Below are 25,071 nucleotides of genomic sequence, written 5' to 3'. Positions count from 1 at the left end.
TTGCACCTGTTAACGGATTACTTGGCGTCTGCTACGTTGTCTTTGGTAATCTTTTTGTAGGAGATCCATACAAACTGGTTGTCCGTGATGTCGAAGCCTACGTTCTCTTTGGTTGGCGTTTCGCCTTTGGCCAGCAGAGCGGCCAGGGTGATCGCTGCTTTACCTTGGTTGTTGGCATCGTTCAGTACAGTACCGAGCATGGTTCCATCCTGCAAGGCCTGAACCGCAGGAGCTGTTGCATCCACGCCTACAACCGGCATGTATTTGTCGCCGCTGAAGTAGCCTTGAGCCTTCAGAGCTTCGATCGCGCCGAGTGCCATGTCATCGTTGTTGGCCAGTACGGCTTCAATCTTGTCGCCGTGGGAGCCGAGGAAGGCGGCCATTTTCTCCTGGCCTTTTACACGATCCCACATCGCGGTATCTTCAGCCAGCTTCTCTACCTTGATGCCTGCATCTTCGATGGCCTGGATGGAATACGTGGTGCGCAGTTCGGCATCCTGGTGTCCCGGTTCGCCCTTCAGCATGACATACTGCAGCACGCCATCACCGTTCTTGTCCGCTTCAGGGTGTGCCTTCCAGTAATCCACGATCAGCTGGCCGGACATGGTGCCGGACTCTTCAGCTTTCGCGCCTACGTAGTAGACCTTATCCCATTTCTTCATATCTTCCGGCAGCGGCTCGCGGTTCAGGAAGACCACCGGAATGTTCGCGGTCTTGGCTTTGTCAATGATGACGCCCGCAGCGGTGCGGTCTACCGGGTTGATCAGCATGCCGTTATATTTCTTGGTGATGAACAGATCCACCTTATCGTTCTGTGTGGGCTGGGAATTCTGGCTGTCTACGATATCAACAGTGGCAATGCCCTTGGCAGCAGCATCGATGGCGTTGCGGACACCCGTCATGAACGTGTCGTCAAATTTGTAGATCGCTACGCCGACCTTCGGAGTCTCAGCGGAACCTGAATTCGCAGTGTTAGCCGAAGTTCCTGTGTTAGCAGCGTCAGCCGCCTTGTTATTGTTGCCGCCGCAGCCTGCGAGAGCAGCACCCAGCAATGCACTTGCAAGTAGAACGGAAGTGATTTTTTTCATGTCTAATTGACCTCCTGAGGATATTTCTTTATTTGGGATGATCCCGGTGTGTCCCGGGTACATCCTTATTATGCCCTACGTGAAAACGGTTGCGAATATAAAATCCTACTCATTTCCATGAAAATTCTACTATCAATATACATTGAACTAATGGTTTTTTATGTTTTGGGATTAACCGTGACTCCAGAGAAGTTTTGGACTTCCGGCCGCTGTTGTCTCCAGATTTCTTGATTTATCCCGTTTTTAACGGTTGAAATCCGCAGACAAAGGCGGTCGCTACCGCTCCTCCAGTTCCAAAATTCCCCTCCGCCACTTTTCCTTTAACTTAAGTTTTTGTTCAATCTATATAGATCTTAAATTTCTGCTACCTTACAAACGGGAACAACAGCTTCTGATTCTCCGGCCACAGCATATTCTCCAGATCGATGAGCTTGGTGCCGGTGTCCACGCGTTCGGGAATATCCATGCCTTCGAGCGCCTCCACGGCATATTTCACCGCCAGATACCCGTTGCTGAACGGATTCTGGATGACGGTCGCCTGCACAGTGCCATCCTGGAGCGATTCCATCATTGAGGGCGAGCTGTCAAAAGCAATCATTTTCACACTATCCCTCTCCAGACCCTGAATCACCCTGGCCGCGCCCTGTGAAGCAATTTCATTCAAAGTGGCAATACCGCGCAGATTGGGGTACTTGTTCAGCATCTCCCGGGTCAGATTCTCGGCGTCGGAGGTGCTGGAGGAAGTGTAGGCGATCTGTACGACCTTAACGTCAGGAAAGCGGGCGGCATAATTCAGAAAACCCTTTTCCCGCTCATCTGCATCCCGCGCACCATAGTCGATACTGCCCGTCTTGCCGGAGTCCGGGGTAAGCGACGAATTGGTGAAGTTAATGATCCCGATCTCGCCATAGCCCCCCAGCAGCTGAATCAGCCGTTCGGCGGACTTCTGTCCGGCCTCGTAGCCGTTCGACCCCACGTAAGTCCGAACCTTGGCAGAGCCGACCTCCGCATCGACTGAAATCACCGGAATTCGGGAATACGCCGCCTGATCCACGACCTGCGCCAGTCCCATATAGCTGCTGGCCGCGAGAATAATCACATCCGCCTTCTCCTTAATGGACTCCTCCACCATGACGACCTGCTCCTCAATATCACTCTCTGAATCCGGCGCCTTGAAGGTCAGATTGACATTGAATTCTTTCGCCGCAGCCTCTGCTCCGAGCTTCAGGGTGTTCCAGTAATCCCCTTTGTTCATCTTGACAATCAGGTGGATATTCCGTGTCTTGCTGGTGCTGATATAAGCTGGCGAGGCGTTAAAGCAAGAAGATACAGAGATCCACAGCACGCCGCACAGCAGCACGGTGAGCCATACACGCAGGCTTTTCACAGGTTCGTCTCCTCCTTCTGCTCATCCATAGCCTCTCCCGCCGGGAGGGCCGGGAACACAATCGTCACAACCGTCCCCTCTTCCAGCTCACTCTGAAAAGCAAGCCCGTACTCCCGCCCGTAATACAGGCCGATCCGTTCGTGCACATTCCGGACACCGACCCCTGATCCGCTGGTGCTTTTGACGCTTCCGCTTAGAATGCCGTTCACCGTCTCCCTGGACATCCCGAGGCCGTTGTCGCTGACCCTGATGAGGATTAGCCCGTCCTGAAGCCCGGCGGTGATCGAGATCAGCCCCTCGTCCGGCAGCATTTCGATCCCGTGATAGAGCGCGTTCTCCACGATAGGCTGCAGAATCAGCTTGATCGTCTGGCACTCCAGGACCTCCTCCTGCGCCGTAATCTCATAACGGAATTTATTCTTGAAGCGGAAGCTCTGAATCACCAGGTAATGGCGGATATGGTCCAGCTCTTCCTGGATGGTGATAATGTTCTTGCCTTTGCTGAGGCTGATGCGGAAGAATCTGGAGAGCGACTGGATCATGGTGACGACTTCATCCGTTTTGCCGCGTTCTGCCAGCCGGATGACCGAATTCAGCGTATTGTACAGAAAATGCGGGTTAATCTGCGATTGCAGCACCTCAAGCTCGCCCTTCCGCTTCGTCTCCTGCTCATATATGATCTGCTCCATCAGCTGGCGAATACGCTGGAGCATCATGTTGAAGCGCCTCGACAGCTGTTCTACCTCATAGGCTCCGCTGACGTTAATCGGCGTATTCAGATCGCCCTCCGCCACCTGCTTCACGGTACGCTCCAGCTTGCGGATCGGGCTGGCAATCAGCCAGGACAGGAAGACAGACACCGCAATAACACAGACGAGAACAACCGCAAGAAACCACGCCAGGAACTGATTGAGATCCCGCTTGGTGGTGACAATCTCATCGTAATAGGCCACCCCGACAATCTTCCAGCCGGTCTGCGCCAGCGTGCGTACGGTGATAAACCGCTTCTCCCCGGTCGATTCGTCCAAGTAGCTGCGGTAGGCGTATTCCAGCACCGGCTCCACATTCTCATACTTCAGCCCGGCGTAGATGAGCTGCTGCTGCGGATGGTAGACGATATTGCCGAGCGGGTCGAGGATGTAGGCGTAACCTCTTTTGCCCAGCTTGACCTGCTTGCTGAGTTCGTCAATCGTTCTGAAGTTGAAGTCCAGCAGCAGCACACCGGTTCTCAGCTCCCCGTTCTCCCTGTATTGAATCAGCTTGGAGATGGAGACTACCCAGGTATACCTGCCCTTGAACAGATTCTGGATATGCGGGGCGGAATAGGAGATCTCGGAGGTACGCTTGGCTGTGGTGAACCAGCTCTGGCTCTCAAGCCCCGTGTTCATGCGCATCGTCTGCCCCGGCGTCCCCACCACATACTTCCCCTGGGGTGTAAAAACAGCCACGGACACCAGATCCTCGCGGCTGCTCATCAGGGTATCCATCCGTTCATAGAGCAACGGGGAATCGATGGAGGGCGTAGAGGTAATCTGCTTCTCGGCGGTCGCAAAAATACTGCCCATCCCCTTCACATACAGCTCCAGGTTATAGTTCACCTGCTCGATGATCTGCTGCATGTTGAGATTGGCATTCTCCTCCGCCGTGTTGGCGAACTTGCCGTACAGCATCACACTGACGATTACGGCCACTGCCGCAGTCACCGCCATGAACGTCAGCGTGATGATCAGCTGAATGCTCCGCAGCTTCGAGGACAGGCGCAGCCTGCCGCTCTTGCGGGACCCCGGCCGCAGCGGGAAGAAATAACCCCTCGGCTTGTTCATGGCTATTCTCCCCGCGCGCTGTTCTTATACTCTTTGGGAGATTGTCCGTATTTCTTGCGGAAGCAGAAGCTGAAATAGTTCGGGTCGGCAAAGCCGATCCGCTCGGCGATCTCGAACGCCTTCAGCTCGGTGGAACGCAGCAGCTCCTTTGCGGCCTCCAGCCGGATCTGCAGCAGATAGCTGACGAAGGTCATCTTCATTTCTTTTTTGAAAATGCTGCTGAAATAGCCTGTGCTGATATGCAGCTGCTGGCACACCCTGCCGATGGACATATCGGATTCTTCATAGTGGCTGCGGATATATTCCTTAGCCTGGTCAATGAGCTGCTTATAGCTCGACTGGCGCTCCGAAGCAATGGAATCCATCAGCCGGCTGCATACGGTAATAATCCACTGCCGGGCTTCTTCCAGGTTGTTGAATTTGTTCATATCGCTAAGCGAGGTCAGGCCGGGTCCGATAAAATCATTCGTCCCGCTCCCGGATTCCTTCGCCACCCGCAGAATGGAGGTGATGATCTCCAGCAGGAAAATCTGATAATCCTGCGCCGAGACCTGCTCCGTATCCAGTCCCCGGAACAGCTCGTCCACGACTTCGCGCAGCTCCTGGACGGTGCCCAGCTTGATCGTACGGATCAGCGACTGCTGGGTCAGCTCATCATAGTCCAGCATCCGGCTGGACCGCGATTCCACATCCTCAATCCAGATGACCCGGTTGTTGCCGAGGATCAGCCGGTAATCAAGCGCTTGCAGCGCATCCCCGAAGGAATGGAACAGCATGGACGGTGCCTTGCAGACGGTTCCGGCCCCGGCAGTTACGGTCAGCTTGAGGAAGCGCTGCACATTCTGGCAGATCTCTTCGAGAATGGCGAAGGTTCTGGCAGTGATGTCGCTCTCCTCCGGGCTCTGGCTGACCGAGAGCAGCACAACATCATCCCGGTGGATGAATACCTTGCCGAAGCCATGCTTCTGGCAGATCTCCTCCGCGATGTTCAGCACAGCATAGAGCTGGAGATTACGGTCGCCGGTATCCCGCAGGGACACGGGCCGCTGAGCTTGAACGGCGGAAGAATGGTCCGGGCGGATATAATCGATGCTGATCACGGAGGACTGGAAGCATTCACCGCTGAGGGGGATGCCGTACTCTGTGCTTTTCTCAGCGATCTCTGCGGAACGCAGGCGGCGGGACACCAGGGTAGAGAGGAACTGCTCGCGCAGAAGCGGCAGGCTCTTGCGGTAATGCTCGCTCAGCACGAACACATTCTCCTTCTCGGCGATCTCGGTCTCGATCGTGGCGCGAACCTTCAGCAGAACATCAATCAGCTCCTGGGACGAGAAAGGCTTCAGGATGTATTCATCAATCTGCAGCTTAATCGCCTTCTGGGCGTATTCGAATTCATCATAGCCGGTCAGAATGATAATCTTCGTATTCGGATGGCGGCTGCGTATCCATTCCGCCAGCTGCAGGCCATTCATGAAGGGCATCTGGATATCGGTAACGACCACATCCGGCAGCAGCCGGTCGATCGCATCCGCCGCCTCCCGCCCGTTCTCGGCCTGCTCCACGACCTCGAAGCCGTACTGCTCCCAGTCAATCTGGGCGATAATGCCTTCTCTTACATCTTCCTCGTCTTCGGCGAGTATTAGTTTGTACATGCTTCATCCCTCTTCGGCATAGGATATGGAGGTTCACAGAACTATAATAGCTGATTCAAATGGCCCGATCTATGGTTATATTAAAAAGGCCGCAGCCCGTTCCCGGTTAAGCTCATACGCAGGGTAATTTACTATATAGGCTGCCTACATATTATGCAAGGAAATATTGTTTGCATTCGAAGAGTATTGGGAAATACGAATAGAAGAGTATTGGGATATACGAATAAAAGAGTATTGGGATATACGAATAGTGAGAGGGAAGAGTAGGGGCCAGCGGGGCTAGTACAGCATCAGATTTAAATTAGTGAAAACCGTTTTTTGCATCGCCCCGAGTACCGTATCCACTCATAGGCGATGGGCTTAATTGTATTTTGTACAACTAAAACGTCTGGTTTGCTCCCCAGTAGACGTTTAGCTGTATTTCGTACACTTAAAATCCCCGCTTTCCCTGGTTTCCACCCGTTGGGGCAGATTTAGTTGTACAGATTACAGCTAGAAGAGGCAAGCCTTGTTTTTCGCTGTTTTTAAGTGTACATTCTGCAACTATCCCTGAATGTCTACTTGGAACTACACGCCATAAAGCACTGCTTGGTTGAACTGAATTAACTTCTTTAGGTCTGATGCTCTACCAGAGGGACCACGGCGGGCACTTGTTCGGCGGATTCAGGGGTATTAGTGCACCTTTTTGGCTCATTTGGCTCGCATCCGGCGGATTCAGGGGTATTAGTGTACCTTATTTCCTTCACCCCAAAAAAAACCATCCCGATTACGCCGGGATGGGGATGTTCGGTACACGTATAGGATTATAGCAGGGCTTTGTTGAAGCGGTAGCCTGTTGTCTTTTCAAAGCCGATATGGCGGTAAAACGCATGTGCAGGTGCACGTTCAACGCGGTTGCCGCTCCGCAGGAACAGCTGGCAGCAGCCTTGATGGCGTGCCCATTCTTCCGCTGCAGCTACGAGTCTTTTGCCAAGGCCTTGTCCTCTAAGCTCCTCTGCTACGATCAGCGCGGTAATCTCCGTAATACAATCGGCATGCTTGTAGTAGGACTTCACCTGCCGTAAACCGATCATTCCCACAACTTCGTTATTGAGCTCTGCGACCAGTGTGCAGTGGAACGGATCATGCTCCATGCCTTCCATTCTCTCTTTCATCACGCTAAGCGTTGTCGGATAGCCGAATTCACGCAAAAGGGCTGTCACTCTCTCCAGATCATTCATGCCGCATTTGCGAATTTGCAGTACCTGCTCCTGAGTACTACTGTTCATCCTTGTATACCTCCACTTGTAGCTTAGACGCAGCCTGCTTGGCCGTCATCCGCGCGATTTCAATATCTTCCGCTGAACTGAGTGTTACTGCCATCCGCCGTCCTGGGCGGATCTCCGGCTTGCCGAATATCCGGACCTGCGTGCGGGGAAGGGCCAGCGCCTCTTCAATCCCGGTCACCGCAAAAGCTTGTCCGGCTCCATCAGTCTTCAGGGTGGCCGAAGCTCCCGGTGTCAACAAACGTACCGCTTCCAGCGGAAATCCAAGAATGGCTCTGACATGCAGAGCAAATTCCGACAAATCCTGCGTAATCATTGTAACCATACCTGTGTCATGCGGCCGGGGGGACACTTCACTGAACAGAACCCCATCCGCGGTGAGAAACAGCTCCACACCAAAAATTCCATAACCGCCAAGCTGATCGGTAACCTTCCGGGCGATGGCCTCAGCCTCTTCCAGCTGCGCCCCGCTCATCTGATGCGGTTGCCAGGACTCTACATAATCCCCATCCTGCTGAATGTGGCCGATCGGCGGACAGAATACGGTTCCGCTAACCGAACGGACGGTAAGCAGTGTGATCTCGCTCTCAAACGTAACAAAAGCCTCCACGATGACGCGTGTTCCCTTCGCACGAGCGCCTTCAAGCGCCGTATTCCAGCAGCCTTCCGCATCCTCAGGTGTTCTGCACACACTCTGGCCTTTGCCGGACGAGCTCATAATCGGCTTAATCACACAAGGCGTTCCCAGCTCCTGCACGGCCTGGCGCAGTTCATCCAGACTGTCAGCGAACCGGTAAGCCGCTGTAGGCAAGCCCAGCTCTTCTGCCGCCAGACGGCGGATGCCTTCGCGGTCCATGGTCAGCCGTGCCGCACGGGCAGTAGGAACAACCAGGAATCCTTCTTCCTCCAGCTCCACCAGCGCACCGGTAGCAATGGCTTCAATCTCCGGTACAATCAAATCGGGCTTCTCTGCACGGATAAGCTGCTTCAGTGCCTCTGCATCCAGCATGTCCAGTACATAAGAGCGGTGGGCGACGCCCATCGCGGGTGCCGCTTCATAACGATCCACAGCTACGGTCTCTACGCCAAGGCGCTGAGCTTCGATAATGACTTCCTTACCCAGTTCACCGCTGCCGAGCAGCAGCAGCTTTTTACTCCGGGCTGATAAAGGAGCTCCCCACATTGTCGACTCCAACCTCTTTTCGCAAATTTGTCTGCTGACTTCTCTGTTTCTGTAAAATGTCGCAGTTTGATTGTAAATTTTCAGTCTTCTTTATTTTCATCCATCATCCACCAGATTGCAAGCGTTCTTCGACATTTTCCTACAAACTTCACAGATGGCTGTTCAACAGACAAGTGAAAACGGTTTTACTATCCCTTTTAGGGGGCGGCACCATTTCATTGAGAAATACAAGGATATGTTATCAAGTGCATTGAACAAATTCATCCTAACGGATGAATAGGATTACCTGCGCTCCGGCACAATGTATGCTGTTTTTCACATACATTCGGGCCACGCGCCTGTTTGAGAACACAATGTATGCTGTTTTTCACATACATTTGGGCCACGCGCCTGCTTGAGAGCACAATGTATGCTGTTTTTCACATACATTCGGGCCACACGCCTGCTTGAGAACACAATATATGCTGTTTTTCACATACATTCCGCCTTTAAGTGAGATCAGATACACTCCTGCTCCTCACGGCGAGTCTTCAGCCACAAAGTCAATCTATGCATCATTCAAAAAACTCCTAATCACAAATTTAGCACACCTTGGCCACAACAGGAGGAAACTATAGGTTCCTATACAACGGCGAAGGCCTGCTCCTGAAGCCGTAATTCTTCGGCGATCCGGCCCCAATGCTCCGCACCATCACCCCCTTTCAGCAGTGCCGACATGGCTGCCTCCTGTTCGGACAGGCCTTCACGCAGCTGATCTGCGGCCTGGGATAAGGCGGCTGCCGCTGCATCGGTATAGAATGTCAACAGAGAGTCCTCCTGTCCTTGCGCCGCCGCAGCCACCGCTTCTTTGAACCACGGCTCGGCAGCCGCGCGGATCTCTGCCCGGCCCGGTCCCTCAAAGAAGTGGCGCGGAGATTTGAAGCGGCTCCACAGTCCGGCCCAGTCCAGCGGAGCCAGTACGCAGTCCAGCTTCGCCGGTGCCGGCCAGCGCTCATCCGGATTCTCCAGCAGCTGAAGCTCCTGATCCGGTATTGACAACTCTGCTGCAGCCGCTGTAGCCGCCTGGGTCACGAATCTGCGCCCTGCCGACTCCAGCCGCAGGGTCGTTGCCCACAGCTCCTGCTCCAGTTCACGCAGAATACTGCGCTCCAGCTCCCGCCCGCAGGCGATGAAGATGTCCTTCAGGTTCCCTCCGTCTTCCCGGAGAATGGAGGGATGGAAGGACTCCTGGAAGGAACGCCCGAAGGAAAAGGCAATCCGCTGCCGGACATGATAGAGCAGCTCCGCACCTTCACGGCGCAGGTCCCTGAGCGGGCGGTCTTCCTCAGCAAGTGCGGCCAGCCGCAGATTCGCGGCTTCCCGGCGCTGCCGGAACTGCTTCATTCCCTCCTCCTGCTGGTCTGCCTCCATCAGCGCCAGCCGTTGCCATTCTTCGGCGCGCCCACGCACCGAGCTTAGACTGTCCCTGGCCGCTGCCAGAGACAGTCCCGGCAGTTCATCACCGGCGAACGCGGAGAGTGCGGCTTCAAAGCTGCCGAATCCCGAGGCCTCGTAGGCTTCCGCCGCTCCGCTTGACTTACCCTCCAGCGCCAGCAGGCTGGACACGCTGTAGATCCGCGGCGAGGTCAAGCCTCCAGCCCGCAGATTCTGCGCCACATGCTGCTTCACCTCTTCAAGCTCCGCCTCGTCCGCTGCGAGGTCTGCGGCGTTGATGATGAAGAACATTTTGTCGAGCGCGAAGCTGTCCTTGATTCTGCCCAGCTGGGCGAGCAGGCTGCGGTCAGCCTTGGAGAAGGCGTGGTTATAGTAGGTCACGAAGCAGATAGCATCTGCATTCTTCATGTAACCAAAGGTTACACCGGTGTGCCGGGCATGCAAGGAATCCGCACCTGGCGTGTCTACTAATACAATGCCGCTCCGTGTCAGCGGGCTGTCATAATACAGATCCGTGCTCTGTACGAAGCAGGCGCGCTTCTCGTCTGCGACCAGGCTGCGGTATTCCGCCAGACTGACCGTCCGCTCTGTTCCGAGCAGCGGACGGGATTCCTCCCATCCGGCGGCAGCTGCCCGCAGGAAGCCGGCATGCGGCAGCGCGGACGGATGGAGCCCGCCGGTCTGCAGCCGGGCCACGGCTGCGGTCCACGACTCGTGCTGCGGCGGCGCCAGCTGCAGCACACTGAAGGAATGGAGGATGTCCTCCCAGACCTCCTCCGCCCGCTTCATGGTGATGGCCGCCGTCCCGTGGGCGAAGCCGCCCTCCGGCGCCAGAATCCGCCCGACGGCAGCCGTTGCCGGATGCGGCGACACGGGCAGCACCTCTTCACCGAGCAGAGCGTTGGCGAAGGAGGATTTGCCGGCGCTGAACGCTCCGAACAGCGCCATCGTGAAGCGGCCGCCGGCGAGATCCTCCGCCCGCGCCGCCAGGCTGCGCGCTGCCGAGGCCATGGCCGGCTCGCTCCGCAGCACCCCGGCCGCCGCGTGCAGCGCCGCTGCGGCCTGCGTCAGCCGGCGGCGCCCGCCCGCCGGCGTTGCCGTACCCGCCGCCCAGGCCGGGGCGGCGTTAAGGCTTGCCGCCGCTGCCACGCGCGGCGGCGGTTCCGGGCTGGCGGCGCTGAGCGCGCCAGCCGCCAGGGGCGGCACCCCCGGCAGCGCGCCGGGGGTGAGGGGGCGGCGCGGCGGCAGCAGCGCCGCAAGGGCGTCCGCGCGGGCGGCAGCCGCGCGGTCCAGGGCGGCCAGCGCGGCGAGCGCGTGCGCCTGCCGCTGCAGGGCCGCCCGGCGGCGCGTGAGCTCCGCGCGCCGCTCCTCCACAAGCGGCGGCAGCGCAGCCAGCAGCGGCTCGCCGAAGGCCAGGACCGCGCGGCGGAACTGCGCCTTAAGCTCTGCCGCAAGCGTGCGGCAGAAATTAAGCAACGCCTCGCCCGAAGCCCCGGTACCCGGCTTCACCTGATCCGCCAGCCACTGCTGGCTCACCGCCGGGAAGGCCTGCTTCAGCAGAGGCTCCGCCTCCTCCTGCCACAGCTCCAGGCCTTCCGCCCATTCGCGCACGAGCTGGAGAGTGTGCCACTCCAGCTGGGCAGTGATCTCTCTCTGCTGAAGGCTGTGCCAGTGCAGCAGCCGCGCCCCCTGCTCCTTCTCCCGCTTCGCAGCGGTGAAGAACAGGCCGCGCCGGAAGCCCGGCTGGAGGCTCTCGATGTATGCGCCCGCCGCGTCCCGCAGATCAGCCGGCATCAGATTCGTGTTGCCGAGCAAGGCGTCCAGCCTGCTGCGCAGCTCAAGCCGCGCCTCTTCAGGCAGCTCCTCCAGCGATGCTTCCTCCTGCATCGTTGCCCGGATCTCTGCTTCCACAGCTTCCGCCGCTGAACCGCCTGTCTCTTCCAGCAGCGCCGCCCGCTCCTCCTCCTGCTGCTCACGATAATCCGCCAGAACAGCATCCGCAGTATGATGCATGGAGCGGGACAAGCTGTACTCCAGCAGCTCCTGCCGCTGCTCCAGCAGACCGGAGATCACCGCCAGCAGATCCTTCCACTGATTCAGCGGATGCTCCTCCACCTTAAGCGAAGTGAACAACAGTCCCGCAGAATGAATCCCCCATTCCCGGAAAGCGCTTTCCACTTGCTGCCGGTATTCCTCCAGCGGAATTTCCTGCTCCCTGTGCTTGTCGATCTGATTGATGATCAGGTACAGCGGCTTGCCCCAGTCGCTAAGGCTTTTGGCAAACGCCAGATTATTCTCCGACTGCACATGATTGTAATCCATCACGTAGAACACGGCATCCGCCAGATGCAGCGCCGAGCGGGTCGCCGCCTGATGCCCCTCATCTGTCGAATCTACGCCGGGAGTATCCATCAGCACCCCGTGATTCCCAAGCACCGGGACATCCTCCCACACCTCTATCGCTGAATATTCAGTCCCCTGGCGGCAGTAATCCTGAAGCCGGTCAGGCGTAGTCTGGATTACCCCGGGATTCCCTCCGGTGCTTCCGTCCACCGGATGAAGCAGCACCTGCGGCGCTCCGCTGCGGATCGATACAATATTGGCGCTGGTTGGAACCGGACCCGAAGGCAGCACGGCCTTACCGCAGAGCTTGTTAATCATGCTCGACTTCCCCGCCGAGAAATGTCCGCAGAATGCGAGTGTCAGCTCATCCGCCTGCTCCTTGACCTTTAGATCCGCTACGATCTGCGCACTCTTCTGTTCTCCCCATTGCCTCAGCCGCTCCTCAAGCAGCCTAAGCGCTGATGACCCCGCTGTAACCAGCTTCACTCTTTCCCGTTCTGCTCCCACAACATCCCCGCCTCCGCTGCGATCTATAGCTTCTTTCATTATTATTACATTTGTATGATTTATCTCACTGCAAGAATAGAACAATTATATTTTATCATCAGATCGTCACAAATCAAATGTCCACATTTACAAAATCAGCTATAATCCTTCACGAAAAACTACACTTTGCAGATTGCATTGCATTCCCTCGCTTATCTATAAGCACAAAATAACCCCACAAAGTGGGGCTTTAGCGTAGGTGAAGACTCAGATACTTTGCGGGGACCCCAAAACTATAAATTCTTATCTTTCAAAAAAGAGGCTGCCCCGGCAGCCATATCATGGCTATGGGACAACCTCTCTAATCAACTCCAACCGAATTAAGCTGTTTCCAGCACGGGAAGCAGGATTTCAAAGACTTTGCCGTGCTGCAGAATGGTCAGGCCACGGGATTTGTCTTTCATTACGACAACCTCTGGCTTCGCGGACATACGCTCCAGGTAGAACTCAGGCACATCGCCGGAATGGCTGATTGTGATGCCTTCCACTTCCTGTTCTTCGTTCTCTTCCATCGGGCTGTCCACAACGCGGTCAAAAATATCAGAGAACGCTTCAAAATTATCAGTATATACAGAAATGCACTTCATCTCTATCCCATCCTCTTCTTCTCTAATTCTTGGTTAGCTTTCGTATGATCCTTAGCTTTCCTGATTACAGCAGTTTTCATACGTTTTTTGCCCTCCCGGCATACATCCAGCAGCGGGCAGATCTGGCACCCGGGATTCTGAGCCTTACAGTGATATCGCCCGAAAAAGATCAGCCGGTGGTGCGTCAGCGTCCATTCGTCACGCGGCACCGCCTTCATCAGCTTCTTCTCCACTTCCAGCACGGATTCTTTCCAGCCCGCAAGTGCGAGCCGTTTGGCTACCCGTTCCACATGAGTATCCACGGCAATCGCCGGAACGCCAAACGCATTGGAGACGACCACATTGGCAGTCTTGCGTCCGACACCAGGCAGGGTTACCAGCAAATCATGGGCCTGCGGCACTTCACCCCCGTACTGCTCAATCAGGATTGCGCAGAGGTTCTGAATATGCTTGGCCTTGTTGCGGAATAGACCAATCCGCCGGATATCCAGCTCCAGCTCTTCCAGCGGCACTGAGATATAGTCGATCGGAGCCTTGTACTTCTGAAACAGGTCCTCGGTCACCTTGTTCACTGTTGCATCCGTACATTGGGCTGAGAGCAGCACGGCTATAGTAAGCTCAAAAGCGTTGCTGTGATTCAGCTCACAATGTGCATCAGGGAACATGCCTCCGATAGTGTCCAGGATGTGGCGGACCTCTGCAGCTTTCATAGCGTCCCCTCCACGGAGCAGGTATGACTGTAAGTTCTCTTACAGCATATCTTCTCAAATCTGAAGAAATATAAGCAAAGATACATTATATCGTATACTTTCATAGCGTTCAAGCGAACACCCTGCTGCCCTTATATTTCAAAAAAAACGCCTTGATCCAAGGCTAAACCAAGGATCAAGACGGTGTTTCACACGGAAAACCACCAAAACGATTATTGTTTCACAATTTCTACAACCTTGCCGTTGTTGAAATACATTATAATATTATCATTTTCTTTGAGAGATTGCACGGATAAAGTCGTGTCACCTTGATGAATATATACATTTGGGGCAAGCCCAAACGTATAATTATCAGTCAGCGTGGCGCGTTTGGTCAATATTTCATTCGTTGCGCTCTCATAACGGGCGAACGTCCGGTTCAACTGACTGAACACGGAGATGATCACTGCACCGCCGGCATCCTTACGCACCAATACCCGGTCTGCTGTGGTAAGTCCGCTCAGGGCGTTCGTTGCAACACCGTCCCGGAGGATTCTCACTCCGCTGCCCGCAGTGAACGGCTGGGAGGCTCCCGTATAATCCTTCACGGTGAACGTACCTGCTGCGGCATCCACTGCCGTTACCTGTCCGGCAACCTGTTTCACCGACTGCAGGGACAGCGGCGTGGAACCGTCGAAGCTGAGATTCACGAAATCTCCGGCCTTCAGCTCAGTCAGCGCGATCTTCTGGCCTGCTTCGTTGGTAAGCGGCACATTCACCAGGTTCAGCTCGCTGCTGATGCTGCCACCCTCCAGCTTCACGGTCATTTTGTTAGTGCCCGCATTGATGGTAGCAATCTCGAACTGGGACGAGCCGTTCACCCGCAGCACGGAGATGAGCTCCTGATTGCTGGCAAGCACTGCCGTTACCGGCACATTGAGCGGAACATCGGTGATGACTGCCCCGCTTTTGCCAAACATTTCAATGGCCTGCGGATAAGACATCGTCAGCAATTGTCCATTGCCCAGCTTGAACACAATCGTTCTGGCCGAAGTATTGATAGCCGTCAGAGTGCCGGAATATTTGGTCGTCAATTCAACAGACATTGCACGCTCATTAACGGAGGTCACATCAATCTTGCGGTTCTCAACCAGTCTGGACCCCATGGTGGTCAGCGAGGTGGTAAGCAGTCCGCCGTACGACATCTTTGTTTTCTCGTCCATTTTGACCACATGAGCCTTGCCGTTATTGTCCGTGAAGGTCAGGTACTGGGTCTTGGCGTTATAATCTACAACGGTAGCAGCCGCGTACTGTTCAATCTGGCGGCTGAGCACCTCAATCTTGGTCACCTGATCATTGCTGTTCAGCGTAAGCTGCACATTGTCTCCGCCTGTTTTGTCAGCAATCAGGTCAGCCATCACCGGACTTACAGCATTCGGAATCACAATGGCCGGATTAGTAGCAAGCAGATTAACCTCACGGGTGCCATCGCTCTTCTGATAGACAATCGTTGAATCTGTCAGCTCATAGATGAAGCCCTTCATTATGCGCTCCACTCCCGAGGTTACTTCCACAGAACGGATCGCATTATCCTTGATGGTATACGAGACAGCAGCACCGGCTTTCAGCTCTGCGGGCTGAATAATAGAGCTCTGGGAGCTGAACAGCGTAGTCCCTTCTTCCCATTTGAAGGTTTCTACTGTGCCGTCGGCATTCTTGAATGTAATGCTCTTGGCAGCAGTGTCAACGCTTTGAACCGTGCCTTTAGCCGTCTTGTTCACAATACCGGAAGTGACCTGCACCTTCACAACCTTGCGGGAGCCGGTGAAGGTTTCACGCAGCAGCGTAAGCTTGCTGCCGGCGGTGATCGAAGCAGGCTGAATAACGGCTCCATTCACATCCAGGAAGGCCGTGCCTGAATCGTAGGGATATTGATCATATCCGTTCGCGGAATCGACCCAGATGATACCCGGCGTATGCTTGGTGAACACACCTTCCGCCTGCTCAATCTGAACTGCCGGGTCTGTCAGCTCCACATATGCTGCGCTATAGGTGGCTCCAATTACAGTTACTTTGGTATAGGGCTGGATCTCGTTCAATGTGATGCGATTCTCGGAGGCACTGGTGTAGTAGGCAGTATTGGCATTCAGAGTGAATTCCAGCGTATTGCCGTTAGTGTACAATCCCAGCTTGCCGTCCTTGAGAGCACTTATTGTTCCTTTGAACGTATTGTCGTATTCCAGGCTGTTATGCGCTTCAGCACGGCTGAAGAAGGTAGCCAGCTGTGCACGGGTCACAGCGCCTTGCGGATCGAAGCGGTTGCCGGTCAGCCCGTTAGCCAGTCCCAGCTCCACCGCTGTGTTAATATAGCCGCGTTTGTTCGCGGACACCTTGGCATCATCGGCAAAGCCTGTCGGCCGGCCCGCAGCCGCAGAAGCGGATGCACTCTGGCCAAGCGCACGGATCAGCAGCTCAGCAACCCATTCACGGCTGGCCTTTCGCTCGCCCCACGAGCTTTTTAGATTATCTGCAGCCATCTCCGTGGTCTTGTCCAGCAGTCCTTGCTGGAAGGCCAGGATTACATATGGCTTATAATAGTTCGTAACCACAAAATCATTAGGCAGCGCAACTTCGGTACTGGTATTCACATTTCCCTGCAGCTTCATGAAGCGCAGCGCCATCAGCACCGCTTCCTGCTGGGTCACAGAATCGCCAGGACGGAACAGGCCGTTATTGCCGACCACAATTCCCTGGGTTGCCAGCTTATAAATATGCTTTTCGGCCCAGAACCCCGTCTTGACATCACTGAAGATCCCTGAACCAGTTGCAGCCGTCTGCGAAGCCGCTGCAGCAACGGTTGCCCCGGTTGAAGCGTTGTCGGCAAAGGCAGCCCCTGCCCCGCCAAGCACCATCGCACCGGCCAGAACGGCAGATACCGCTTTTACAGAATAAGATTGAACCGTACGCTTTAATCGTTTTGGACCGGACAATTCGATATTCCCCTCTCTATGGCTTATCTGGATTTCTATGTTGTTAATTTCGTTAGCCATCCGGCTTATTCCTGCCTAATGCTACAATCCGTTGTTCTCGCGGGTGATGGGATGTACAAGATCCACATGCCCCATCAGACTCTCCACCTGTTCTCCGTCTACCAGCACATCGATATTCTTCACTTCATCGAACTGGAAGAACATCTGGGACAATGCCCCGATTGCCAGAGCCTCGCCGCCTGCGCCAAGCTGTGCCTCGTCCGGCTTATGAATATCCATCACAATCTGTCCATTGGAGAACTCAAGTGATTTCAGTTCAATCTTGTTCCACAGCGGAATCTGGTCAGCATTATCGCTCTTCTGGAGTGTTTTGAAGGCTTCCGTATATTTCTCCACCGCATCCTTGAAGGTGATGGAGACATCAGCAGGAACCAGGTCGTTCTGTTGCAGGTCTGTATAATACGTCTTGATCTTAAGGCTCTGCTTCTCAGGCACTGCCGGTGCCTCCGTAGCTGCCGGAGTGACCGTTGCTGCAGGCTCAGGCGTGCTTGTAGCTGCCGGTGTGGCAGTGGAACTAGCAGGACTAGCGGGACTGTCATTCCCGGCATTGTTTCCTTCAGCGCCGCTGGATACCGAGGTTGAATCCTGACCGGACGCATCGGCCGGTGCAGCAGTAGGTTTATCGCCGCAGCCCGAAATTACGAGAAGCAGCAGCGCAGCGATCCCTGCATATGTCAATTTCTTGTTCATTTGATTAACCCCCTCAGATGAATATGGGCAGGAGGGACCGCAAAGTCCTTTTGACCGCAATATAGGGTCTTTATCCGACTCTGCGGCCCCTGCTGCCGCCCGTTGTTATTGAATCCCGAGATACTCTTTAATTCCGCTGACCATCGATGCGGCTACATTGTTCTGCAGTGCTTCAGTGAACAGCAGAGCCTCGTCTTTCTTATTGCTGAGATAGCCCACTTCAAGCAGTACCGCAGGCATCTTCGTCTCGCGTATCACATGGAAGTTGCCGTAACGCACTCCCCTGTTGCTAAGCCCGGTCGCCTGCACAAGATACTTGTGCATCACATTCGCCAAGGCCTTGCTGTCCCCGCGCTGATAGTAGGTCTCCGTTCCGCTCGCAGCCGCTGATCCGCTGCTGTTGGCATGAACGGATATGAACAAATCTGCACCGAGGTTATTGGCCATTGCCGCCCTTTCCTTCAGTTCCAGGAAGGTATCATCGCTGCGTGTCAGCACCACGTCAATCTTGTTCTCCTGCCTCAGCAGTGCAGCCGCCTTCAGAATCACAGCCAGGTTGAAATTCTTTTCATATTTGCCGGTAACGCCTACAGCCCCTGAATCCTTCGCGCCATGTCCGGCATCGAGCACAACCAGCTTACGCCCGCTGTTGCCGGGCTGCGTTGAAGTGTCGCCTGGAGCCTGTGCGTTCAAATCAATGACAATGAGCTTGGAGGAATCCCCCGATACCTCTACGCTATAATTTTTGGGGGTATTAAGATCAATTACAAATCGGACAGTATAAGGATTAGTGCTATACAGCGAATAGCGGATACCGGAGACATCCGGATAATCCGTAACTGTCAGGTTCCCGTTCAGGTCAGGATCAAGTATTTGTCCTGTTCCGAATATATCCGAGAACGTGGCATTCGGCAGATCAACGATGATTCGGTCCGGACCGCTGATCTTAGAGACTTTAGGCTCGGCATTGCCGTCTATGGCAATCGTGAACCGGTTCTCATTGAAGCTGATGCCGTTGATCATGCTCAAGCTGCTTGAGGGTTCTCCCGGCGGCACTACAACCGTCCCTCCGTCTCCATTACTTTGTCCCGGGTCAATGTTAGGGTCGGAAACGGGCGGGGTAATAAGATCTACAACCTTCTTCGTGTTATCCCATTTGACCGTAAGTCCGAACTGCTCACCAATGAACCGGATCGGTACGAGCGTCGTGCCGTTCCGCAGGAGAGGGGCCGTTGACATCATTACCGTCTTGCCATCGACGGATGCCGCAGTCTGATCTACGATCAGCTGAATGGCCTTTCCCTGCTGTTCAATCTTGATGGTCTTGCTTGTCTGATTCCAATCCACCTTGTATCCAAGGTTCTCAGCGATCATTCTTAGCGGCACCATGATGGAGTTATTTACATTTTCCACCGGAACGTCTTGTCCTGCATTCAGTTCCTGGCCATCCAGGAAGATCTTGTTCTGGCCAGCAGCGGCTTGTCCATGCCCTGGCAGCACCACAACAAAGAGCAGCAGCAACAGCATAAAAGCAAATTTCTTCATTCTTCACCTCTAAGACTCTAGTATTCCGCCCCCAATCGAGCGTTCTTGATGGCATGCCAACTGACAACCTTCGACATAGTGTAGACGCCTTTAGAACTTAAAAGTTGCGAATAAATCCCAACCAAAGTGGAAATGTCTGTGTATTCCCTATAGTAAAAAGGTATGTAGTGCGGTTACAGACAACTCCGCTGATGCAGTGTTACAAACCAAGATATTCCTTAATTCCAGCTACGATTTCGCGGGCCAGATTATTCTGCAGCTGTTCACTATACAGGCCTGCTTCATCCCCCGCATTGGTCAGATACCCCGCCTCCAGCAGAACCGCAGGCATCCGGGTCTCCCGGGTAACATGCAGACTCTTCGAGCGGACGCCGTTGTCTTTGAAGCCGGTTCCCGCTACCAGATGCTTTTGCATAATTTCGGCAAGCGGCAGGCTCTCACTGCGGCTATAGTACGTTTCACTTCCGTTAACTTTGCTCCGGTTCGGATAGGATACATCCAGTGAATTCGCATGAAGGGATACGAACAGCGTAGCATTCGCCGCTTGGGCAATCTTCACACGATCCTGAAGACCCAATGTAATATCCGATGTACGGGTGTAGACGACATCAGCCCAGCCTTCCTGCGTCAGAATAGCTCCGGCTTTCAGGATGACCGCGAGATTGAAGGTCTTTTCCAGCTTGCCTGTAAGACTAACCGCACCCGATTGCTTCCCCCCGTGTCCGGCATCAAGCGCAATAATCGGTCTTCCGGTGAACACCGGATTCACGGGTGCCCCCGTTTCACTGCCCGTTGCATTGAGATCGATTGTGACTAGTCCTGTACTCTCATCTGTACTTACCTGATAATTCTGGTAGCCCGTAGTCTGGATTACGAACCTGACCGTCGGGGGATTCGTACTGAACAATGCATAACGTATTTCAGTTACAAGCGGGTAGCCGCTCACATCCAGCTTGCCCTGCGGACTTCCTCCAGTAGATACGCCCGGGAAGCTCCCGCTGAAATCAGGGGCAAATGCCGCTCCGGCAAAATCCACTACAATCCGGTCGGGTCCGGTAACTCTCGTAACCGTAGCCTTGGCTCCTCCGGCAGCGGCTACAATCAGCCGGTTCTCGCTGAATACCGCCCCTTTCACTACTGGGGATGTAGCTGGCGGAGTCGGAGTAGCTATAACGCTTCCGTCCAATTCCTCCAGAGTCTCTGTGCCGCTCTGAGGCGGATTGGTCGGTGAAGGACTCGGAACCGCCGCTGGAGGTGCTTCTGTTGATGCTGATGGAACCGGAGTAGCTGACGGCAGCGGATCTGAAGCGACTGGCGCTGTCTCCGTTATCCCTCCGCTCAAGTACACCGTCTTATCCGTATTGTCCCACCCTACGCTAAGACCGAATTGCTCGCCGACAAAGCGGATTGGCACTAATACCGTCCCGCCGTTCTGCTTGGGCGCGGCATTGAGCGTCAGGTTAACCCCATCGGCTTGTGCGGTAGTGCTGCCGACTGCAAGCTGTACGGATTTGCCGTCCTGCTGGACAGTTACCTTGCGGCTGCTCTGTTCCCACAGCACTTCGAAGCCCAGATTCTCCACTACTACACGGATCGGAATCATAACGCTTCCATTCACATTCTCGAGGATTACCCCCTTGGGCAGTGCAAGCTCCTTGCTGTCCATCACGATCTTACCGGGGGTTGTTCCGGCTGCCGCAGCTTTGTGGCCGGCGAATGACAGGAGGAGCAGTGGCAGCAGCAGTAGAAGCAACACCCGTTGTCCGGCTTTCTTCATCCTTTCCTCTCCTTTGGTCCATTGATAGATTTGCAGATAAGATTAAGACGACAATAATCCCCAAAAGTTGCCTTCGCAGGCAATAATATCTCGATTATAGCAAAAAAACTTCTATTTCCGACACCCGGAAATAGAAGTTTTGTGTAAATATAAGAACAAATACGCTTCAGCCGTTAACTTATCTTATCAATTAGGCAAAAAGCTTGGCCGCATGACGCTCTTCATAAGCGGCAATCTCATCAGCATGCTGAAGCGTCAGGCCGATATCGTCCAGCCCCTGCAGCAGGAACTGGCGGCGGTGCTCATCCAGCTCAAAGGTGATGGCCAGACCATACTCATCACTCAGCTTGTTGTTCTCCAGATCCACTGTAAGCGTGTAACCCTCATGCTCTGCTGTGCGGCTGAACAGATCGTCTACCTGGGCCTCTGAGAGCTTGATCGGCAGAATGCCGTTCTTGAAGCAGTTGTTATAGAAAATGTCGGCATAGGATGGCGCTATGACCACTCTGAACCCGTAATCCATGATGGCCCAAGGCGCATGCTCCCGGGAGGAGCCGCAGCCGAAATTCGCACGGGAGATCAGCACAGAGGCTCCCTCATAACGCGGTTTGTTCATCTCGAATGCCGGATTGTCATTCCCTGCTTCATCAAAACGCCATTCGTAAAATAAAAATTGTCCAAAGCCTGTGCGCTCGATCCGTTTCAGGAACTGCTTGGGGATAATCGCGTCCGTATCTACATTAACCCGGTCTACCGGGGCTACAATTCCTGTTAACTTCTTGAATTCTTCCATTGCTGAATCCTCCTGCTCTCTCAATTATTCTATGAGTTGACGGCTTCCGTCTTGTAGTTCCAGTCACGCACATCCGTGAAGCGTCCTTTGATGGCTGCCGCAGCCGCCATGGCAGGAGAGACCAGATGCGTGCGTCCGCCGCGTCCCTGACGTCCTTCGAAGTTACGGTTAGAAGTAGAAGCGCAGCGCTGGCCCGGCTGCAGAACATCCGGATTCATCGCCAGGCACATACTGCAGCCGGCTTCACGCCATTCAAATCCAGCTTCGGTGAAGACTTTGTCCAGACCTTCCTTCTCGGCCTGCATCTTCACGCGCCCGGAGCCTGGCACAACAATAGCTGTAACTTTGTCAGATACCTTATAGCCTTTGGCTACTTCAGCTGCAGCCCGCAGATCCTCAATCCGGCCGTTGGTGCAGGAGCCGATGAAGACATAATCAATTCCGATCTCGGAGATCGGTGTACCGGGAGCCAGATCCATATATTCAAGCGCCTTCTCGGCTGCTTTGCGTTCATTCTCGGTAGTGAAATCAGCAGGGTTCGGTACGGTGGAGTTGATATCCGTTCCCATACCAGGGCTAGTTCCCCAGGTAACCTGCGGGATAAGTGTTTCTACATCGAATTCGACCACAGTATCATACTGGGCGCCTTCATCACTAACAAGGCCCTTCCAGGTCTCAACGGCGGCATCGTACGCTTCACCCTGCGGCACATATTGACGTCCGCGCAGATAGTTGAAGGTTGTCTCGTCCGGTGCGATCAGGCCCGCTCTTGCTCCGCCTTCAATCGACATGTTGCAGACGGTCATGCGCTCTTCCATCGACAGTTCACGGATAGCTTCGCCGGTATATTCGATAACATAGCCAGTTGCAAAGTCCGTTCCGTATTTGGCAATTACGCCGAGAATCATGTCTTTGGCAGTCACACCCGGATTACGTTTGCCGGTGAAGCGCACTTCCATGGTCTTGGCCTTGGATTGCTGCAGACACTGGGTTGCAAGCACATGCTCCACTTCGCTGGTGCCGATCCCGAAGGCCAGTGCACCGAAGGCTCCGTGTGTGGAGGTATGGCTGTCCCCGCAGACAATCGTCTTGCCGGGATGGGTCAGTCCAATCTCAGGTCCCATGACGTGAACGACACCTTGGTCAATATCATTCAGGTCAAACAATCTTACGCCGAAATCACGGCAGTTCTGCGAGAGCGTATCAATCTGCTGCTTGGAGATCGGATCGGTAATATTGTAACGGTCCTTGGTAGGCACGTTATGATCCATTGTCGCAAAGGTAAGTCCCGGACGGCGGACTTTACGGCCGCTCAGACGCAGCCCTTCAAACGCCTGCGGAGAAGTAACCTCATGAACGAGATGCAAATCGATATAAATAATGCTCGGCTTGCCTTCTTCCTGATGAATAACGTGATTATCCCAAATCTTCTCAAACATTGTCTTGTTGCCCATGAATTTCACCTCATAATAGTAGAATCGTTCCTATTGACGAGAGCGTGGAGTCTCTCTTGAATGTTCTAAATATAACATCGCCACATTTATAATTCCAAGATATGATTTCTATAGGGTTTATAGGTTATACTTATAAACAGATGATCTACTCATTAAAGGAGCTTATGTATGGAACTCAGACAATTGCAATACACGCTGCAGATTGCTGCAGAACGGAATTTCTCCCGTGCGGCGGAGAAGCTGCATATCGCCCAGCCCTCGCTCAGCCAGCAGCTGTCGAAGCTGGAGAAGGAGCTTGGCGTGCTGCTCTTCCAGCGGAATACCAGCTCGGTGGAGCTGACCTATGCCGGTGAGAAGTTCGTTGAACAGGCCCAGGGGATTATCGATGCCGTTGAACTGCTGAGACAGGAGATGTCCGATATCTCCCAGCTTCGCACTGGACGCGTAATGGTTGGCAGCATGCCGATCACCGGAGCACATCTGCTTCCGCATGTGCTGCCTGTATTCAAGAGCAAATACGCCGAGGTTGAAATCACCCTGCTGGAGGACTCATCCATGAATCTGGAGAAGCTGACAGCCAGCGGCCAGACGGATCTCAGCCTGCTCTCCCTGCCACTCGAAATTCCAACCCTGGCCTACGAGGTGCTGGGTGAGGAGCGGATCGATCTTGCCGTTCCGCCGGGGCATCTGCTGGCCGCCCGCGAACCGCAGGGCATCCGCACCAGCCTGGCCGAGCTTAAGGATGAAGCATTTATCGTGCTTAAGGAAGGCCAGGGCTTCCGTAAAATGACCGTGGAATTATGCCGCGAAGCCGGATTCGAGCCGCGGATCGTCTTCGAGAGCAACAATATGGAGACGGTCCAGTCGCTGGTTGCTGCCGGGATGGGCGTTACTCTGGTGCCTCACTTTATCGCACGCGCTGCCAGGAGTGAATTCGTACCGGTCTACCTTCCGCTGGCTGAGCCGGTGCCAGGCCGGACGCTGGTCATTGCCTACCGGCGCGGACGTTACTTGTCCCGTGCCGCCGAAGCTTTTATCGAGACCTTCAAGGCAACCGTGGCCGGACTGACCGATAACTAGCCCTCATACAATCAGCCTTATTCATGACAAATGCCCGTCCTGCTCAGCAGACCGGCAGGACGGGGATTTCTTCTATACTTAAGTTAAGGTATCCATATTATTTACGCAAGTTATGCTGTGAGATCAGACGGTTCTGATCATCTGGCAAGCGGGCTGTACTCTCATCCACAGGCCCCTTCGTACGGGTGTCCCCGGCCTTATCTTCTACAAATTCGCGGATCGCCTGGTTTTGAAATTCGGCGGCTTCTTTAGCATTTTGATTCTGCTCCTGCCTTGCATCGCTGTTCTTACTCAAATCAATCCACCTCCTGTGTAATAGATTATAAGTATTTTACCCCCTGCCCCGCAGGATAAACATAAATCGCACCGGCAACACTGCATGAAAAAATTTATCCGTGGCTCTTTGCAAACCCTGCTGCCCCATGGTATCCTAAGTGACAAATAGTGAAACGTGCTGACGGGACCAGTAAGAATGGACGTATATTCGTGTGCAGAGAGTAAATTCCTGAAGGCTGGGAGAATTTACCGCGAAGGTCCTTTCCGAATCCTACCCCTGAGCGGCCTGCCATGCAGGACGGATACTCCCGTTATGAGAATGAAGTCGGATGAACCCTCATCAATGAAGGTGGTACCGCGGAAGTTAATCAAGCTTTCGTCCTTTGCTAAGTCTAAGGATGGGGGCTTT

General features: G+C 54.3%; 17 protein-coding genes. 1 reads left to right on the top strand and 16 read right to left on the bottom strand.

What is annotated here, in order from left to right; genetic code table 11:
* Positions 1 to 17 precede the first annotated feature (17 nt).
* The 15 genes from MKY96_RS08460 to leuC all read right to left on the bottom strand — a co-directional run bounded on the left by MKY96_RS08460 (position 18) and on the right by leuC (position 23,306).
* On the bottom strand, positions 18 to 1,088 hold the full coding sequence (locus MKY96_RS08460) for a galactose ABC transporter substrate-binding protein (RefSeq protein WP_076079223.1): 1,071 nt from the start codon (positions 1,086 to 1,088) through the stop codon (positions 18 to 20).
* Positions 1,089 to 1,452: 364 nt separating this feature from the next.
* On the bottom strand, positions 1,453 to 2,475 hold the full coding sequence (locus MKY96_RS08455) for a substrate-binding domain-containing protein (protein ID WP_340939760.1): 1,023 nt from the start codon (positions 2,473 to 2,475) through the stop codon (positions 1,453 to 1,455).
* On the bottom strand, positions 2,472 to 4,298 hold the full coding sequence (locus tag MKY96_RS08450) for a sensor histidine kinase (protein ID WP_340939759.1): 1,827 nt from the start codon (positions 4,296 to 4,298) through the stop codon (positions 2,472 to 2,474). The genes MKY96_RS08455 and MKY96_RS08450 overlap by 4 nt, the downstream gene beginning before the upstream one ends.
* 2 nt (positions 4,299 to 4,300) lie before the next feature.
* Complete coding sequence (locus tag MKY96_RS08445) at positions 4,301 to 5,950, bottom strand: response regulator (protein ID WP_340939758.1); 1,650 nt, start codon at positions 5,948 to 5,950, stop codon at positions 4,301 to 4,303.
* An 803-nt stretch (positions 5,951 to 6,753) separates the two neighbouring features.
* Positions 6,754 to 7,218: a GNAT family N-acetyltransferase gene (locus MKY96_RS08440; protein WP_076079220.1), complete on the bottom strand. Its 465-nt coding sequence runs from the start codon at positions 7,216 to 7,218 to the stop codon at positions 6,754 to 6,756.
* Positions 7,208 to 8,398 carry a formate-dependent phosphoribosylglycinamide formyltransferase gene (gene purT, locus MKY96_RS08435; protein WP_340944495.1) on the bottom strand — a complete coding sequence of 397 codons (1,191 nt, stop codon included), beginning with the start codon at positions 8,396 to 8,398 and terminating at the stop codon, positions 7,208 to 7,210. The genes MKY96_RS08440 and purT overlap by 11 nt, the downstream gene beginning before the upstream one ends.
* A gap of 621 nt (positions 8,399 to 9,019) precedes the next feature.
* The gene (locus MKY96_RS08430; protein ID WP_340939755.1) at positions 9,020 to 12,721 is read right to left on the bottom strand and encodes a dynamin family protein; all 3,702 of its coding nucleotides are present in this window, start codon (positions 12,719 to 12,721) and stop codon (positions 9,020 to 9,022) included.
* Positions 12,722 to 13,041: 320 nt separating this feature from the next.
* The gene (locus MKY96_RS08425; RefSeq protein WP_036697991.1) at positions 13,042 to 13,308 is read right to left on the bottom strand and encodes a hypothetical protein; all 267 of its coding nucleotides are present in this window, start codon (positions 13,306 to 13,308) and stop codon (positions 13,042 to 13,044) included.
* 2 nt (positions 13,309 to 13,310) lie between these two features.
* On the bottom strand, positions 13,311 to 14,018 hold the full coding sequence (gene nth, locus MKY96_RS08420) for an endonuclease III (protein WP_340939754.1): 708 nt from the start codon (positions 14,016 to 14,018) through the stop codon (positions 13,311 to 13,313).
* Positions 14,019 to 14,230: 212 nt separating this feature from the next.
* Positions 14,231 to 17,047, bottom strand: coding sequence for an S-layer homology domain-containing protein (locus MKY96_RS08415; protein ID WP_340939752.1), 2,817 nt, complete (start codon positions 17,045 to 17,047; stop codon positions 14,231 to 14,233).
* A 21-nt stretch (positions 17,048 to 17,068) separates the two neighbouring features.
* Positions 17,069 to 17,737: a GerMN domain-containing protein gene (locus MKY96_RS08410; RefSeq protein WP_340939751.1), complete on the bottom strand. Its 669-nt coding sequence runs from the start codon at positions 17,735 to 17,737 to the stop codon at positions 17,069 to 17,071.
* A 105-nt stretch (positions 17,738 to 17,842) separates the two neighbouring features.
* The gene (locus tag MKY96_RS08405) at positions 17,843 to 19,282 is read right to left on the bottom strand and encodes an N-acetylmuramoyl-L-alanine amidase family protein (RefSeq protein WP_340939750.1); all 1,440 of its coding nucleotides are present in this window, start codon (positions 19,280 to 19,282) and stop codon (positions 17,843 to 17,845) included.
* A 199-nt stretch (positions 19,283 to 19,481) separates the two neighbouring features.
* A complete protein-coding gene (locus MKY96_RS08400) occupies positions 19,482 to 21,059 on the bottom strand; it encodes an N-acetylmuramoyl-L-alanine amidase (protein ID WP_340939748.1) in 1,578 nt (525 codons plus the stop codon).
* Between the two features lie 190 nt (positions 21,060 to 21,249).
* Positions 21,250 to 21,852, bottom strand: a complete 603-nt coding sequence (gene leuD / locus MKY96_RS08395; RefSeq protein ID WP_076079215.1) for a 3-isopropylmalate dehydratase small subunit — start codon at positions 21,850 to 21,852, stop codon at positions 21,250 to 21,252.
* 29 nt (positions 21,853 to 21,881) lie between these two features.
* Positions 21,882 to 23,306 carry a 3-isopropylmalate dehydratase large subunit gene (gene leuC, locus MKY96_RS08390; protein ID WP_036727197.1) on the bottom strand — a complete coding sequence of 475 codons (1,425 nt, stop codon included), beginning with the start codon at positions 23,304 to 23,306 and terminating at the stop codon, positions 21,882 to 21,884.
* A gap of 168 nt (positions 23,307 to 23,474) precedes the next feature.
* Between leuC and MKY96_RS08385 the strand changes: the two genes are divergently transcribed.
* Positions 23,475 to 24,386, top strand: a complete 912-nt coding sequence (locus tag MKY96_RS08385) for a LysR family transcriptional regulator (protein ID WP_340939746.1) — start codon at positions 23,475 to 23,477, stop codon at positions 24,384 to 24,386.
* A 97-nt stretch (positions 24,387 to 24,483) separates the two neighbouring features.
* On the opposite strand, the gene MKY96_RS08380 is transcribed toward MKY96_RS08385, so the two are convergent.
* Entirely contained in the window at positions 24,484 to 24,681 is a 198-nt protein-coding gene (locus tag MKY96_RS08380; RefSeq protein ID WP_340939745.1) for a hypothetical protein, read from the bottom strand.
* Positions 24,682 to 25,071 lie beyond the last annotated feature (390 nt).

Origin of the sequence: Paenibacillus sp. FSL R7-0302, from assembly GCF_038006885.1 — a bacterium.
GTDB lineage: Bacteria > Bacillota > Bacilli > Paenibacillales > Paenibacillaceae > Paenibacillus_AQ.
Note: the sequence above shows the minus strand (reverse complement) of the source record. Positions and strands in the feature narration are given on the sequence as shown.